General features: G+C 43.6%; 17 protein-coding genes. 9 read left to right on the top strand and 8 right to left on the bottom strand.

Going from position 1 to position 14,781, the window contains the following annotated elements; genetic code table 11:
- Nucleotides 1-62 precede the first annotated feature (62 nt).
- A complete protein-coding gene (locus VIN08_RS00995) occupies nucleotides 63-770 on the bottom strand; it encodes a DsbA family oxidoreductase (RefSeq protein WP_331958879.1) in 708 nt (235 codons plus the stop codon).
- A 161-nt stretch (nucleotides 771-931) separates the two neighbouring features.
- Here VIN08_RS00995 and ahcY point away from each other — a divergent pair, with 161 nt between their 5' ends.
- Both ahcY and VIN08_RS01005 read left to right on the top strand, forming a co-directional pair.
- On the top strand, nucleotides 932-2,239 hold the full coding sequence (ahcY, locus tag VIN08_RS01000) for an adenosylhomocysteinase (protein ID WP_331958882.1): 1,308 nt from the start codon (nucleotides 932-934) through the stop codon (nucleotides 2,237-2,239).
- A gap of 180 nt (nucleotides 2,240-2,419) precedes the next feature.
- The gene (locus VIN08_RS01005) at nucleotides 2,420-2,722 is read left to right on the top strand and encodes a hypothetical protein (protein WP_331958885.1); all 303 of its coding nucleotides are present in this window, start codon (nucleotides 2,420-2,422) and stop codon (nucleotides 2,720-2,722) included.
- Nucleotides 2,723-2,805: 83 nt separating this feature from the next.
- On the opposite strand, the gene VIN08_RS01010 is transcribed toward VIN08_RS01005, so the two are convergent.
- The 3 genes from VIN08_RS01010 to VIN08_RS01020 are packed head-to-tail and all read right to left on the bottom strand — an operon-like array spanning nucleotide 2,806 to nucleotide 5,275.
- Nucleotides 2,806-4,140: a sugar porter family MFS transporter gene (locus VIN08_RS01010; protein WP_331958888.1), complete on the bottom strand. Its 1,335-nt coding sequence runs from the start codon at nucleotides 4,138-4,140 to the stop codon at nucleotides 2,806-2,808.
- 51 nt (nucleotides 4,141-4,191) lie between these two features.
- Nucleotides 4,192-4,713 (bottom strand): hypothetical protein, encoded by a 522-nt coding sequence (locus VIN08_RS01015; RefSeq protein ID WP_331958891.1) that lies wholly within the window; start codon nucleotides 4,711-4,713, stop codon nucleotides 4,192-4,194.
- Between the two features lie 4 nt (nucleotides 4,714-4,717).
- Complete coding sequence (locus VIN08_RS01020; RefSeq protein ID WP_331958894.1) at nucleotides 4,718-5,275, bottom strand: RNA polymerase sigma factor; 558 nt, start codon at nucleotides 5,273-5,275, stop codon at nucleotides 4,718-4,720.
- Between the two features lie 151 nt (nucleotides 5,276-5,426).
- Between VIN08_RS01020 and VIN08_RS01025 the strand changes: the two genes are divergently transcribed.
- The 3 genes from VIN08_RS01025 (at nucleotide 5,427) to VIN08_RS01035 (ending at nucleotide 7,869) form a co-directional block, all read left to right on the top strand.
- Nucleotides 5,427-5,780, top strand: a complete 354-nt coding sequence (locus VIN08_RS01025; protein ID WP_331958897.1) for a DUF6249 domain-containing protein — start codon at nucleotides 5,427-5,429, stop codon at nucleotides 5,778-5,780.
- A gap of 345 nt (nucleotides 5,781-6,125) precedes the next feature.
- The gene (locus tag VIN08_RS01030) at nucleotides 6,126-6,431 is read left to right on the top strand and encodes a hypothetical protein (RefSeq protein WP_331958900.1); all 306 of its coding nucleotides are present in this window, start codon (nucleotides 6,126-6,128) and stop codon (nucleotides 6,429-6,431) included.
- Nucleotides 6,432-6,513: 82 nt separating this feature from the next.
- Nucleotides 6,514-7,869 carry a sigma-54 dependent transcriptional regulator gene (locus VIN08_RS01035; protein WP_331958903.1) on the top strand — a complete coding sequence of 452 codons (1,356 nt, stop codon included), beginning with the start codon at nucleotides 6,514-6,516 and terminating at the stop codon, nucleotides 7,867-7,869.
- Nucleotides 7,870-7,899: 30 nt separating this feature from the next.
- On the opposite strand, the gene VIN08_RS01040 is transcribed toward VIN08_RS01035, so the two are convergent.
- The 4 genes from VIN08_RS01040 to VIN08_RS01055 form a co-directional block, all read right to left on the bottom strand.
- Nucleotides 7,900-10,401, bottom strand: coding sequence for a sensor histidine kinase (locus VIN08_RS01040; RefSeq protein WP_331958906.1), 2,502 nt, complete (start codon nucleotides 10,399-10,401; stop codon nucleotides 7,900-7,902).
- Between the two features lie 132 nt (nucleotides 10,402-10,533).
- A complete protein-coding gene (locus VIN08_RS01045) occupies nucleotides 10,534-11,997 on the bottom strand; it encodes a DASS family sodium-coupled anion symporter (protein WP_331958909.1) in 1,464 nt (487 codons plus the stop codon).
- Between the two features lie 131 nt (nucleotides 11,998-12,128).
- Nucleotides 12,129-12,392 carry an RNA-binding protein gene (locus tag VIN08_RS01050; protein WP_331958912.1) on the bottom strand — a complete coding sequence of 88 codons (264 nt, stop codon included), beginning with the start codon at nucleotides 12,390-12,392 and terminating at the stop codon, nucleotides 12,129-12,131.
- 170 nt (nucleotides 12,393-12,562) lie between these two features.
- Nucleotides 12,563-12,715 carry a lmo0937 family membrane protein gene (locus VIN08_RS01055; protein WP_331958915.1) on the bottom strand — a complete coding sequence of 51 codons (153 nt, stop codon included), beginning with the start codon at nucleotides 12,713-12,715 and terminating at the stop codon, nucleotides 12,563-12,565.
- A gap of 232 nt (nucleotides 12,716-12,947) precedes the next feature.
- Here VIN08_RS01055 and VIN08_RS01060 point away from each other — a divergent pair, with 232 nt between their 5' ends.
- From VIN08_RS01060 to VIN08_RS01075, 4 genes are all read left to right on the top strand, one after another.
- Complete coding sequence (locus VIN08_RS01060) at nucleotides 12,948-13,169, top strand: hypothetical protein (protein ID WP_331958918.1); 222 nt, start codon at nucleotides 12,948-12,950, stop codon at nucleotides 13,167-13,169.
- 348 nt (nucleotides 13,170-13,517) lie between these two features.
- Nucleotides 13,518-13,673 (top strand): hypothetical protein, encoded by a 156-nt coding sequence (locus VIN08_RS01065; RefSeq protein WP_331958921.1) that lies wholly within the window; start codon nucleotides 13,518-13,520, stop codon nucleotides 13,671-13,673.
- Between the two features lie 249 nt (nucleotides 13,674-13,922).
- Nucleotides 13,923-14,366 (top strand): AraC family transcriptional regulator, encoded by a 444-nt coding sequence (locus VIN08_RS01070; RefSeq protein ID WP_331958924.1) that lies wholly within the window; start codon nucleotides 13,923-13,925, stop codon nucleotides 14,364-14,366.
- Nucleotides 14,367-14,422: 56 nt separating this feature from the next.
- Nucleotides 14,423-14,781: VOC family protein (locus VIN08_RS01075; RefSeq protein ID WP_331958927.1), on the top strand; the 359-nt coding region annotated here is incomplete at its 3' end.

Genomic DNA, 14,781 nt, shown 5'->3' on the forward strand with positions numbered 1-14,781 from the left:
ACTGACACCATCCTGAATTCTTCTTTCGAATAACGAGTAACACTTAACGAATCACAACCGCATTAGCAGTTCTTCCCGTCAACATCACAAGCATTGGCCGCGGCTATTTCCTGTCCTACATCGCGTAGTACTTTCACGAATGTTTCAGAAGCCTGTGCTCCGGATACACCGTACTTATTGTTGATGATATAGAACGGTACACCGCTGATGCCAAGTTTATACATCTCTTGTTCATGCAGCGCTATCTGTACAAGCGCATTCTCATCTTTCAATAATTGTTCAACTTCATCCTGGTTGAGGCCGGCCTTTACGGCTACCGCTACGAGATTCTTGTCGTCAGCGAGATTGAGGCCCTCGGTAAAGTAAGCCTTGAATAAAGACTCCACTATATTTAACTGCAACCCTTTTTCCTTGGCGAGTTGGGCGATGGCGTGAGCTTTTCGGGTGTTGGGCGATATACTTTTTTCAGAGAAGTTAAAGTTGAGTCCTTCCGCTGCTGCTACCTGTGCAGTCTGGCCGGTGATCTGCTCATAGCGATCTTCACTGCCAAACTTTTCAATCAGGTATTCTCGGTGGTTGGCACCGGATGCTGGCATGTTCGGGTTGAGTTCGAAGGGATGATATTCAATTTCGAAATCGTATTCGGATGAAAGTTCATTCAACGCTTTCTCCAGTCTTCGCTTGCCGATATAGCACCAGGGGCAAACTACATCGGATACGACATCGATCTTAACAACTGGTTTATTGAGAATTGTAAGTGGCTTATTCATGGCTTTATTTATTTTCTATTGCTTCGTTTCAATGGCCTAACAGGAATATACTTTCAATAGTTCGGAGAAGCGGCCGGGCTTATATATCTGTACTTTAAAGCCTGTGAATGTCAAACCTTTATTGTACTTTTGGGTTCCCAGTTAAGAAAATCCTTACAAAAATGACCGTAGACGAAAAACTCAAATTCAAGGTTAAAGACCTTTCCCTGGCTGCCTGGGGACGTAAAGAAATCAAGTTAGCAGAAGCTGAGATGCCCGGCCTGATGGCCCTCCGCGAGGAGTTCGGCAAGCAAAAGCCATTGAAAGATGCGCGTATTGCTGGCTGTTTGCACATGACGATCCAGACCGCTGTATTGATCGAAACATTGGTTGAGCTCGGTGCTGAAGTATCATGGTCATCTTGCAATATATTCTCTACACAGGATCACGCGGCTGCTGCTATAGCGGCTGCCGGTATTCCGGTATATGCCTGGAAAGGTATGAACGAGAAAGAATTTGACTGGTGTATTGAGCAAACGCTATATGCCTTTAAAGATGGCAAGCCTTTGAATATGATCCTCGATGATGGTGGTGATCTTACCAACATGGTGTTGGATCGCTTCCCTGAACTGGTGGCTGGTATACGTGGTATATCTGAAGAAACTACTACTGGCGTTCACCGCTTGATTGAACGTATGAATGCAGGCAAACTTCCATTACCGGCTATTAACATCAACGATTCTGTAACGAAGTCGAAGTTCGATAACAAATATGGTTGCAAGGAGTCATTGGTTGATGCGATCCGCAGAGCAACAGATGTTATGATGGCTGGCAAAGTAGCCGTTGTTGCAGGATACGGTGATGTGGGAAAAGGTTCTGCTGCGTCATTGCGTGGTGCAGGTGCGCGTGTTATTGTAACCGAGATCGATCCGATCTGCGCATTGCAGGCTGCAATGGATGGTTACGCTGTGAAGAAAATGGACGATGCAGTGAAAGAGGCTGATATCGTTGTTACAGCAACAGGGAACTTCGGTATCGTGCTTGGTCGTCACTTCGAATCAATGAAGGATAAGACTATCGTTTGTAACATTGGTCACTTCGATAATGAAATTGATGTGGCCTGGTTGAACAAGAATGCTTCTAAGGACGAAGTGAAGCCTCAGGTTGATCTTTATACTTTGAAGAATGGCCGTCAGGTAATCCTTCTTGCTGAAGGACGCCTGGTGAACTTAGGTTGTGCTACGGGTCACCCGTCATTTGTAATGTCGAACTCATTCACGAACCAGACATTGGCTCAGCTCGAACTTTGGAATCATACTGATAAGTATGAGAACAAAGTATATATGCTGCCGAAGCACCTGGATGAAAAAGTTGCCAGCCTTCACCTGAAGAAGATCGGTGTAGAACTCGATGTTCTTTCAAACGATCAGGCAAAGTATATTGGTGTAGAAGTAAAAGGTCCGTTCAAACCGGACTACTACAGATATTAATAGTTATAGGTGCAAGCCTGTACAAAGCCCGCAGTTATCCTGCGGGCTTTTTTATTGGAAATATATCGACAGGAAGTATAATGCCCGCGACAAGCTGTTTACCTGCGCGACATGGTGCACATTGATTTTCGCAGTGGTTCCTTATCTTTGAAACCTTCTTGATTAAAAACCTGCAGACACATGAAAGTAATTTTCTATGGCATCCTGGTATCATTCCTGGCCATTACCGGATTTAAAAGTTATGACCAAGGCGATAACATTGAGTTCGCCTGTATGAAAACGCACAAGGCATCAAACACTTGTCACTTTAACTTTAAAGTAGATGGCGCTAAATATCGCTATGTAGATATAGGCTGTAAGTTCAGCAAGAAACGCGATGAGATCATCAAGAAAGCGAAAGAAGGAACGATCGCTCTTTCGAAAGACTGGAAGATCGAATGCCCCGAAGTGAAAGAGGAAGATCAGAAAGCACAAGGTTTATAAGCTTAAAGCAGAAAGCCTAAAGCGGAAAGCTATATATACTTTCCTTTTAAGCTTTTTGCTTTAATCTTTACGCTTACAGCTTATCAATGAATACCGAGATCGCGCTGTATACCTTCCAGCGATTTACCTTTTGTTTCCGGTAATACTTTCCAGGCGAAGATGCCGTGGAGTAGCATCATAATGGCAAACAGCAAGAATGAATAGAAGCCTCCGTTCTCGGATGATTCTACGAGAATAGGAAACGTCCACGATATAGCAGCGGCCATTACCCAGTGGGTGGAACTGCCGAGTGTCTGTCCTTGTGAACGAACTTTGTTCGGAAATATCTCCGATATAAATACCCAGATCACCGCGCCTTGCGAAAAAGCAAAGAAGGCAATGAAGCCCACCAAATATAGCATCACCGCATAGCCACCAAACTGATGGGTATAGAAAGCGTGGGCTACCAGTCCCAGGAATATAACCATACCTACTGACCCGATAACGAGCAACGTTCTTCGTCCGAACTTATCAATGACGGAAATAGCCAGCAAAGTAAATATCATATTCGTTACACCAATCGAAACGGCCTGAAGCAGTGCAGTATCTTTTGCGAGCCCCGTCATTTCAAATATCCGAGGAGCGTAATACATAATGGCATTTATACCGGAGAGCTGATTGAACATAGCCAGTGCCACGGCATATAGTATAGGTTTGTTAAACTGCCCATTGAACAAACTTTCTTTTACATGATGTATATCGGCTTGCAGCGATTCGCGAATGGTGTTGAAGGCAGTTGGTACATCGGGCTCACCAATTTCTTTCAATACTTTTTTCGCTTCTTCCGGATGCTGATGTTTTACCAGCCAGCGCGGACTCTCCGGAACAAAGAATACAAAGATGAAGAACAACAGCGATGGAAATGCCTGCACACCCAACATCCAGCGCCATGCATGTTCGCCTATACCAAAGAGTAAATAATTAGAAATGAATGCGAGCAGTATACCACTTACTATATTAAATTGAAATAACGCCACCAATCGGCCGCGTCTGTGTGCCGGTGATATTTCGGATATATACATCGGGCCTACTACCGATGAAGCGCCTACCCCTATACCTCCCAAAAACCGGAATGCAATAAACAAGGGCCACGAAGGTGTGAGTGCTGTAACAAGCGATGTAACCAAATATAGCAACCCTATAGCCTGCAGTACTTTTTTGCGTCCATACTTTTCAGCGGGCGCACCGGCTGCGAGTGAACCGATCACTGTACCGATCAACGCAGAGGCTACTGTAAAGCCATGCTGCGCGGTGGTAAGTTGCCAGAGCGATTGTATAGATTTTTCGACACCGGATATAACGGCTGTATCAAAACCAAAAAGAAAACCGCCCAGGGCGGCTACAATAGCGTTGCGGAAAGCGGTATTAGACTGGGGCATCGTGCGTTGGTTAGTTATGTAAGATAGCAAGATCCCCGTCACGGAAAAATTCTACGCGCCTGATTCCATCCTCCTGTGAAAATAAGGTCGAAGTATAGTGCGGTCTAGTACAATCCAGGCCAGCACAATATTGAGCATGATAATAACATTTACGATGCGTTTGCCCTGCAGTGTAAGCGAAGGCAGATTTACCTCGAAGAATTTTTTCTGCAGATCAGATTGGTTGAGATTTACCGTTGCCGTGCCATCAAATATACCGGCCGTTACCAGCCAGGCTCCAATACCTGCTGCTGTAAGTATACCGGCTAACAGAAATATAGCATTGCGAATAGACCAGGGCGATGAGGCCGGTGCCTGATGCAGATTTTGCATAACGCGCTCTGTAAAATTCCGCGATGGTTGCTCGGCTGGTATATGCAGCGTTTTATCCAGCAGTCGCAATGCATCCAGTCGTGTGCGTAATATAGTGTTGTGTTGCAGCTCAGCTTCCAGTGCGCGCACTTCAGCATCACTCAGATTACCATCGAGGTAATCCAGTAACTTTTCTTCCAGTGCCTGTGATATTTTTTTCATATCCCTACAAAGTTAATGCTTCGTGGTTTAATAATACTTTCAATTCATCTGCCAGTCGCAGGCGGGCACGGTGAATGCGCACCTTTGCAGTATTGGGCGGTATACCCGTAATAGCAGCAATCTCGTCCAGCGAAAACTCATCCAGATAAAATAACGAGAGGGCTGTGCGGTCTGCTTCGTTCAGTTTGCTCATGGCCTGGTGAAGATATTTAGTCTTGTCCGTTTTTTCCAGCAAACTTTCACCTTCCTGGTTATATACTACTACCGTATTTTCTATACTTTGAAAAACTTTGTTGTTCTTTCTTTTATAGCTGATGGAAGTGTTAAACACGATCCGGTAAAGCCATGTAGAAAATTTTGCCTGCCGGTTAAAGTTCTTCAGGTTATGAAATGCTTTAATAAAAGCATCCTGTGCGGCCTCTTCTGCTTCAGGTCTGTTTTGTAGTATCTTCAGCGCTATGGTATAGGCATAGCTCTTGTGCCGGTTGATCAGCTCTGCAAACGCAGATTGCTCGCCCGACAGAATCCTGTCGATAAAGGGAAGATCCGGATCAGTTATCATGTTGTCGCGTTTGACGCACCATGTTAAGCCGTGGTTACAGGTAGTGGGATGAATTTCCGGAATAAAAAACTTCCTCACAAATTTTATGCGCACCTGTAACGTACTCAAATTCGGCAGCGTCAAAGGGGCAAAACAATAAATCACGAAGACTATGAATGTTGAATTTTTCGCTATCATGATACCGATCATATCGATTGTAGGTGCTTTCATTATGATCATCTATCTGCGCAAGTACGAAAACACCGAACGAATGGCTATGATCGAGAAAGGTGTGGGGCCTGAATTTCTGAATATCCGGAAGCCGCGCAATACCTCTTTCCCTCTGCGTTCAGCCTTGCTGCTGATTGGTGCCGGCCTCGGTTTGCTGATGGGCCACATCCTTGAACGCAATTTCGATATGCAGGAAGAAGTAGCCTACTTCTCTATGCTGTTCATCTTTGGCGGTATAGGGCTTGGTCTTGCCTATATCATTGAAGAAAATAAAAATGCGAAACGGAAAGAGTAAATATATAGGGTAAACAGGTAGCAGATACAGTACTATATTTTTATGCATGTCATAACACAGGCCGGTATATATCCGGCCTTTTTTATACCGTAACTGTAAGCATGCGGTATGCGTTAACTATAGCAACAGATGTTTTATAAAAACTGTGTGAGAGTACCTCGGGCATCGTACCCGATTTCCAACAGGTTGTAGAACTATTCAACACCTGCCATGGATGTAGTATGTTGTATATAATCTGTAAGTAGTTGGTGTGCAGTAAATTATTCAATCATCCTATTGGCTGGCACAGCTTTGTATCCTTCATGGTTCAGAAATCAAATGTTTAACTTTTAATTTTTTAAAACCATGAAAAAAGTAATGTTCGTCCTATTCGCTTTGGTTGCAGGTGTTGGATTTGCTAATGCTCAGGTTGCAAGCGAACCGGCTCCGGCTGCTACAGAGTCTACACAATTGCAAGGTGATAAAGTAAAGATCAAAGCTGAAGAACTTCCACAAACCGTTAAAAAAGCTCTGGAAGGTGAAGACTACCGTGGATGGTTGATCAACGCTGCGTATCATGATAAAACAAAAAATACGTACGAAGTTGAGCTGAAGAACGGTGCTGAAACTAAAACTGTGAAGTTTGACAAGGAAGGTAAAAAGATAGACTAATTGCCCCTCCAAACAATCCCTATTGTTATTTTAGAAGAAGGCCGGAAATTATTCCGGCTTTCTTTTTTATTTTTCGCCTTCTATGACCAGCATTTTAGTAATTGAAGACGATCTGACTTTTTCGCGGATACTGGAAGGATTCCTGAAGAAGCATAAATATTCCGTAGAACTCAGTCACAAAGCAAAGGACGGCCTCAAGGCATTTACTTCGGGTTCGTTCGATCTGGTGCTGCTGGACTACCGCCTGCCCGATGCTACCGGTATGGATATATTGGTAGATATAAAAAATGCATCGCCCGATACACCGGTAATTATGATGACCAGTTTCTCGGATATACGCACAGCAGTAAAAGCGATCAAGGCTGGTGCATTTGAGTATATAACGAAACCGGTAAATCCGGATGAACTGTTGATGATCGTATCGCAGGCACTGAAGAAAAAAGAAAAGCGCAGTATACCGGAAGTTACGGCTGCACCTGTTACCAATAGTTCGTTTGTAGAAGGTAAAAGTATACCTTCTCAACAATTGCACGACTATATACGTCTTGTAGCACCCACCGATATGTCGGTGATCATTGAAGGCGAAAGCGGTACAGGAAAAGAGTATGTAGCGCGTTCTATACATCAGCAGAGTAAACGTGCCAAGCAGAATTTTATAGCAGTTGATTGTGGTGCGCTCTCAAAAGATCTTGCCGCCAGCGAATTGTTCGGTCATGTGAAAGGTGCTTTCACGGGAGCATCGCAAGATAAAACAGGACAGTTTGAAATGGCCAATGGTGGCACACTCTTCCTGGATGAGGTAGGTAATCTTTCGTATGAAGTGCAGGTAAAATTACTCCGTGCTATACAGGAGCGCATCGTACAGCCTGTCGGCAGCAATCGCGAGATAAAAGTAGATGTACGCATCATTACGGCTACCAACGATGATCTGGCAGAGAGTGTAAAGAAAGGTCAGTTCCGCGAAGATCTATACCATCGCCTCAACGAATTTAAAATGCGCGTGCCTTCGTTGCGCGAGCGTGGCAGCGACCTGGAAGAATTTCTTATCTTCTTCAGAAGCGGTGCCAATAAGGAGCTCGGTAAAAATGTTATCGGCTTTGATGATGAAGTGATGTCTATTTTTACTTCGTACGACTGGCCCGGTAATTTGCGCGAACTGAAAAATGTTGTGAAGCGTGCAGTGCTGCTTACCACGGGCGATCGTGTGCAGGTAGATGCTATACCTGCTGAAATGCTCACCGCTATAAAAGAAATGCAGGTAAAAGGACAACCGAAAATTCCGATCTACGATTTGAAAGCATTGCAGGAAGTACAGGAGCGAGAAATGATTGTTCGCACGTTAAAGGAAGCTCGCTATAACAAATCAAAAGCAGCCCGTATACTGAACATCGACCGCAAAACGCTATATCTTAAAATGGAGAAGTACGGTATTGAGTAAATATATAGTATAGCATTTACAGCTATACGGTTACTCTACCACTACACGAACATTTTTTACCAATCGATCGACTTCTTCTTTTAAAGTTTTTATACGAGCAGAGAGGTCTTCCACTTTTTCGCCATTGATCAATGCATGTTCTGTATCGCGCAGTTTCTTGCTGAGACTTAGGGCACCCATCTGGCCGATGCGGCCGGCAAGTTTATGTACTACATCGCGAAGTAACGCAGCATTGCTGTGCTGCAGGTGTTCATCCAGCAGCTGAAGATCAGAAGAGGTTTCTTCTACAAACTGGTTGATAACCGCCTGAAAAAGTTCTTCATCGCCCAACGTCATCTGGCGTACAGCAGAAAAATCCAGCACCGATTCTTCGGCTAACGATGCTGTTGAAGCCGCAGAAGATATACCCAGTAACGATAACAATTCATATTCGTGAAACGGCTTCGATAATACTTTGTCAAATCCTTCATCGAGTAACTTCTGCTGGTCTTGCGGAAACACATGTGCGGTGAGCGCTATAAAGGATGTGGAGGCATCGTATTTTTTTCGCAGCGCTTTGCATAGATCAATACCATTTATATTCGGCATGCGAATGTCAATGAGTATATGTGTTACTTCCGGATCGGGCGATTGTGCCAGGAGTTTCTCTGCCTGCTGATATATACTGTTGGCTATACCATGCTTGTCCAGTATAAGCGCGCCCAGTCGCAGAATCATTGAATCATCGTCCACCAGAATTACCTTGCCGGTGAAAGGGACACTCGTAACAAACTCGGTTGACAGGGGAGTGACCGGTTGTATATCTTCGGCACGCTCGAAGGTAAGCTTTACAGTAAAGGTAGAACCTGATTCCGGCTCGCTATATACTTCCAGGTTTCCGTGCTGTGCTTCCACCAGCGATCGAACAATGGTAAGACCCAGCCCTGAACCTCCACCCTGTTGTTGCATAACAGAAGACCCAGCCTGTTCAAACTGGTTGAAGATGCGTTTTATATCTTCTTTGCGTATACCCACTCCGGTATCGGTCACCTCAAATGTACAGGCTATATGATTGTTTTGCTCTGTTGTTTTTACCATGAGCTTGATATAGCCCTTGCTGGTAAATTTGATAGCGTTACCCAGTAGGTTATAGAGTATCTGGCGCAAACGAAACGGATCTCCTACTACCGTATATTCATTGGCCTGCTCTGTATCCAGCAAAAAGGTGAGACTCTTTTTATCAGCCTGCACGCGCATAGCATCTTCTACTTCCTGCACCAGGCGAAGCAGTTGAAAGGGCTCTTGCACAATGGAAAAATTTCCGGATGAAATGCGGCTATAGTCCAGCACCTCATTTACGATATGCAGTAAATGTTCGGACGAACTGTGTATGGCTTCTGCTGCTTCTTTATGATGGCCTCCCTGTGTACGCAACTGTTCGGCAAAGCCGATAATGGATTGCAATGGCGTACGTATCTCGTGACTCATGTTGGCGAGAAAACGTTCTTTGATCTTGCTGAGCTCTTCGGCTTCATCGCGCGCCTGCTCCAGTTGTTCCTTGTAATAATTACTCTTGCTGATATCCATCCAGATAAAATATACCAGTATAGCCGCAATGAGAAAGAATGCCACTACAAGAATACTGATGCGCGATATATTTTGATTGAAGAGTACACCTGCGCGATTGTTATTGCTGCGCATCTTCTGTAATTCTTCATTTTCCACTTCGTGCAGTGTATTGAGGAGGCGGTTGATGAAAAGACTGTTGGCATGTATCAGCTCCAGTTCGCGATGTTGAAGTCTTTTGTTTTGCGACACCTGGTTTGCTTCCAGCTCCTGCATAATGCGCTCCACTTCTTCCAGCGCTTTGTTCTGCCGCGCAAATGCGAGTGTATCTACTTTTACACTCAGTTCTTCCTGTACCTTGATGTGTGTTTCAGGTATAGGCGTAGTATTTTTCTTTTTGCCAAATAATTTGGCGAGCCCCGAGCGTTCTTTTTCTTTTTGCTGAACGATAGAGTCCGTAAACGTTGTGATTGTTTTTTTCTGTGTTGTTACTACACTGGTATCGATCTGACTTTGTTCTATAATGGTAGAGAGTGTATCGAGCCGGCTGGTAAATTGTTTCTTCTCCGCATACCGCGATTTGAGTTTGAGGTATGAGAAGAAAAGTTTATTCCGCTGATGCAATATCTCTTTCATAGAAGATAGGCGTAGCAATTGCAGACTATCCCACGGCAATAGCATGAGTGAGTCAATCATGTTAGAAACTGTCTTCGATTGATTAAGAAATGTTTTATAGGGCTTGCCCGGATTTTGTATCGCTTCTGCGCGCTGTAGTTGATCGAGTGTAGTGATCTCTTCGAATACACTGTTCAGGATGGAGAGCTTTTCGTTTGGCTCCGAAAGTTCATCAACGGTGTCGAGCATTTCGCGAAACGAAAAATGGGTTATACCCAATGCAAGTATAATAGCAACAAATGCCAGCAGGAAACCTGCCAGTACTTTTTGCTTCATCGAAGCCGGGTCCTGGTTATCTTGGTAATATGGCATATCCGTTCAACTCATCGAAGATCAGTAGTACCGACCCTCTGCATACAACAACATAAAGGTAATGATTGCTAAAACGAATCTGGTAAACCTATATTCTTTTCAGTCAAATTGTTTTTATAATCTGTCAATGTGCTAACGGAATATCCACATCATTAATGTGATCGATGCTATGTGAATAATCAGGATCGAGCATACATCCAGCAAAAATCCTGCGCGCACCATATCTTTCATGCGGATATAGCCGCTCGAAAAAACGATCGCGTTGGGAGGAGTAGCCACCGGAAACATAAACCCGATGCTGGCAGCAAATGTTACCGGCAAGCCCAACAGGATCGGATTTATCTTTAGTCCGTTGGCTATACCGAAGATTACCGGAACAAAAATCTGTACCAATGCTACATTACTCATAAACTCCGAGAGCACTACGGTTACTGTGATCAGCATAAAGATGAGCCAGCCATTAAATGTACTTTGTGCCGCTATATAATCGCCCACCAGTTGAATGATACCAGCTTGTTCAAGACCCTCCGCTAAACACAGGCCGCCTCCAAAGAGTATCAATATACCCCATTGCATTTGCTGCGTGTCTTTCCATGCGAGTAAAAATTTCTTCTCCTTCAGATTTACCGGCACCAGAAACATGGCCATGCCACCGATCATCGCGATGTTGGTGTCGTTAAAAGTATCTTTACCGATTATATAGGTATCAATCGCTTCCTGGAAGATCCAGAGAAAAGAAGTGATCGCGAAAATGATCATCACATACTTTTCTTCTTTTCTGATCCTGCCTAATGTTTCAAGCTTTTCTCCAATGAGTTTATCCGAGCCTTCAATTTTATCGAGATGATTCGGGAAGAGTAAACGTGTTACCATCCAGTACGTCATCAGTAATAATATAGCAGCTACTGGTACACCTACCAGCATCCATTCACCGAAGTCTATCTTCTGGTGATAGAAGTCTTCCAGTAATCCTTTGAATACAACATTAGGCGGAGTGCCGATTACCGTGGCGAGCCCTCCCAGTGTAGAAGCATAGCCAACCGCCAGCATAAGTCCCAAGGCAAAGTTGCGTTCAGCTTTCGGTAGCTCGTGTGGTTGCTGATCTTTATCTTTCTTGAGCAGGTTGATTACCGATAAAGCTATAGGAAGCATCATCATGGCAGTAGCGGTGTTACTGATCCACATACTGATGAAAGCGGTAGCAAGCATAAAGCCGAGTATAATTCCATTGCCGGATGTGCCGGTAATACGAATAAGATTTAGCGCGATACGTTCGTGCAGGCGGTGTTTCTCCAAAGCGAGCGCGATCATAAATCCGCCCATAAATAAAAAGATGATCGGGTTTGCATAAGGCGATGCTGCTTCGGTTGATTTCATTACTCCCAGAAAGGGGAACAAGATCAACGGCAACAATGCTGCTATAGGTATAGCAACGGCTTCGGTTACCCACCAGGTAATCATCCACGCACCAACAGCCAATACTTTGTCAGCACCGGGTGTTATAAAATCGGCCGGTATAAATAGAAGGGCAGCGAAAAATAATATAGGACCAAGAAAGAAGCCGATAACACGGGCGGAGAAATAGGAGTTGTTCACGGGGGGCTCAGGTTTAATAAAACATGGAGTATAAAAATATCATTCTTCCGACAAGATATATACTGTATAAATAAAAAAGTCCTCCGAAATTATCGGAGGACTTACAACCCGAAAAGGTTTCAATAATGTAATCAGTAATTACCGGAAGCAGCAGGTTTGGGGTTAGCCGGTTTCACAATAATTACTTTCCCGTCTAATTCTCTTTCATTCAATGCAGCGATCGCAGAGTTGGCCTCGTCATCATTTGCCATTTCGATAAAGCCATAGCCTTTGGATCGGCCTGTTTCTTTATCGCGTACAATCTTGACAGATGTTACCTGACCAAATTTTGCAAACGCAGCTTCGAGGTCTTCTTTACGAGTCTTGAAGTTTAGTTTTGCAACAAAAATGTTCATGATACAAAATGTTAAGTAATAAATAATGTATGAATGAGCCTTCATGTACCCTTAACAAATATAACGAATTATTCTTGCTTCCGGGAGTAAAAACAGGCGTGTGTAAATAATCAAAAAGGCCCCACGTGATGCGTGAGGCCTTGCCCATAGAAATGAATCCAGAATAACCGCTAAACACTTCTGCCTCGGATAAGCCGAAGCAGTATAGCTATAATGGCTATTACGAGCAGCAAGTGAATGATACTTCCTGCACTAAACACAAATGCTCCGAGCAGCCATCCGATAATGAGGATAACTGCTATGATATACAATAGATCTCCCATACTATAGCGTTTTTGCCGGAAGAAGTATAAAAACCAATGCCACAAGGTGAAGGAAAGATATACTTGTTGAAAAGTTTGATCGATACTAAACGGGTAACAAATGTGTGTCGAATTGGGGAACTGAGTCCGCAGATTTGTGGAGTATTTCAACAGACCCCTGTAAATTACTATAGGAAACGCGTTGAAATTTCTGGCACTCTATTTTCGTTTATAGACTTCAAATTTACTGTCTATGAATGTTTTAACAATAATCCTAACATTTATACTGGCCTACGCACTCTTTATGACGGCTACGTATCTGCTTGCACGCCTTTTCTTCCCTATGGAAGATACTTCACCAAAAAGGGTAAGAAATCATCAGAATACCAGAAACACTTCTCATCTAAGATCTGTACGCAAGCGGGTAGTAGCGAATGCTTCTCCTAAAATTATGGTAACGAAAGCCATGGCATAAGGCTGGTTGTTGCAGAGGTATATAATATATACTTCACTTCATGCCGATGAGAGATGTATATATAGTATTATTTCTTGGAAGGAATATACAGGCTTTTTTGATATAGTTTGTGGGCAGCAGCCTGCGCATGATTTCTGGAAGGCTTATCGTCTGTAAAATATAGAAGCAGTGAAATAATGATTGTAAAGGCTGACCCTATCCAGATACATCTTCGATTGAATTGCTTTCTCATTGCAGATACTTTAAAAGACTTTTTAAGTTAAATTCTTATGCCACCCTTAGATACAATTCAGGTGTAAAAGGTTAACGATCCTGAAAAATAATTATTACGCAAACCTGTTAGAGCCTATGATATTCTTAAAGAAGAGTAACCTGTTCAAGAAAAAGAAAGCGGAACGCACCGCAGTGCAATCGGTAAACCAGGATGATGTTTCCGTACACAATCGTGTTGTAAAAAGCAGACAGGCACTGGTTGACCTGATCAAGTTTCTGGATTCGCTGTAAACATTAACTATAAATTGTATGAAAGCCATCGTAACATTTTTGAAAATTGTAGTATCGGCACTGCTTACTTATGGTTTGCTGGTGCTTACAGCCTGATCCGAACAGGGAATGTATGAGGACGGGTTGATGCTCGCTCAGCCGGCATTGTAGAAATACTGCATCTGGTTGCTGATAAAGTGAACCGATGCCAAAGCCTTGACTATCGTCAGGGCTTTTGTATTTTTAACGCGCGAGTAAATATTTACTGCCATGGCAGAAGAGGAATACCCGAGAGTTTATTTATACAGGCGCGTGGTAAGCGCTAAACTATTTATCGATACACATTACGCACAAGCAATAGACCTCGATAATATTACCGATGAAGCACTCTTCTCGAAATTTCATTTCATCCGGTTGTTCAAAAAAATATATGGCAAAACGCCACATCAATACGTCACTTTTGTGCGGATAGAAAAAGCAACACAGTTATTACGTTCCGGTACAGCGGTAACCGATGTATGTTATGAAGTAGGCTTTGAAAGTATAAGTTCTTTCAGTGGATTATTTAAACGCATGGTTGGTATAGCTCCTTCTGTATATGCGGAGCAGCAGCGTGCCTTGCAGGATCAACTGCGCAAGCAACCGCTTGGTTTTGTACCCGGATGCTTTGCCGGAAAGAATGGCTGGAATAAAAAAGCAATTTTCGAGAAGTGACTTCACTTTATGAGTCTGACCTTTGAGCCAGATTCATTTAATAAACAGGAATATATATGATCAGCAAAATGTCGCACGTATGCGTCTATGTTCTCGACCAGAACAGCGCTTATGATTTTTATGTAAACAAACTTGGCTTCAAGGTTGCCACCGATGCACCGATGGGGCCCGATACCCGATGGCTCACGGTAACTCCTCCCGATCAACCCGAACTGGAAATTACACTGATGCCCGTGAAAGAAGGTATGATGTTCTCCAAGGAAGCTGCAGAACAAATGCGCAGTCTCGTGCAGCGAGGTACATTTGGCTTTGGCGTTTTTGAATGTAAAGATATATATGCCACCTACGAAGAGCTGAAAGCAAAAGGCGTTGAGTTCTCCAAACCACCGAAGAAAGAATTTTACGGAGTAGAAGC

Origin of the sequence: Ohtaekwangia sp., from assembly GCF_036568665.1 — a bacterium.
GTDB lineage: Bacteria > Bacteroidota > Bacteroidia > Cytophagales > Cyclobacteriaceae > Ohtaekwangia.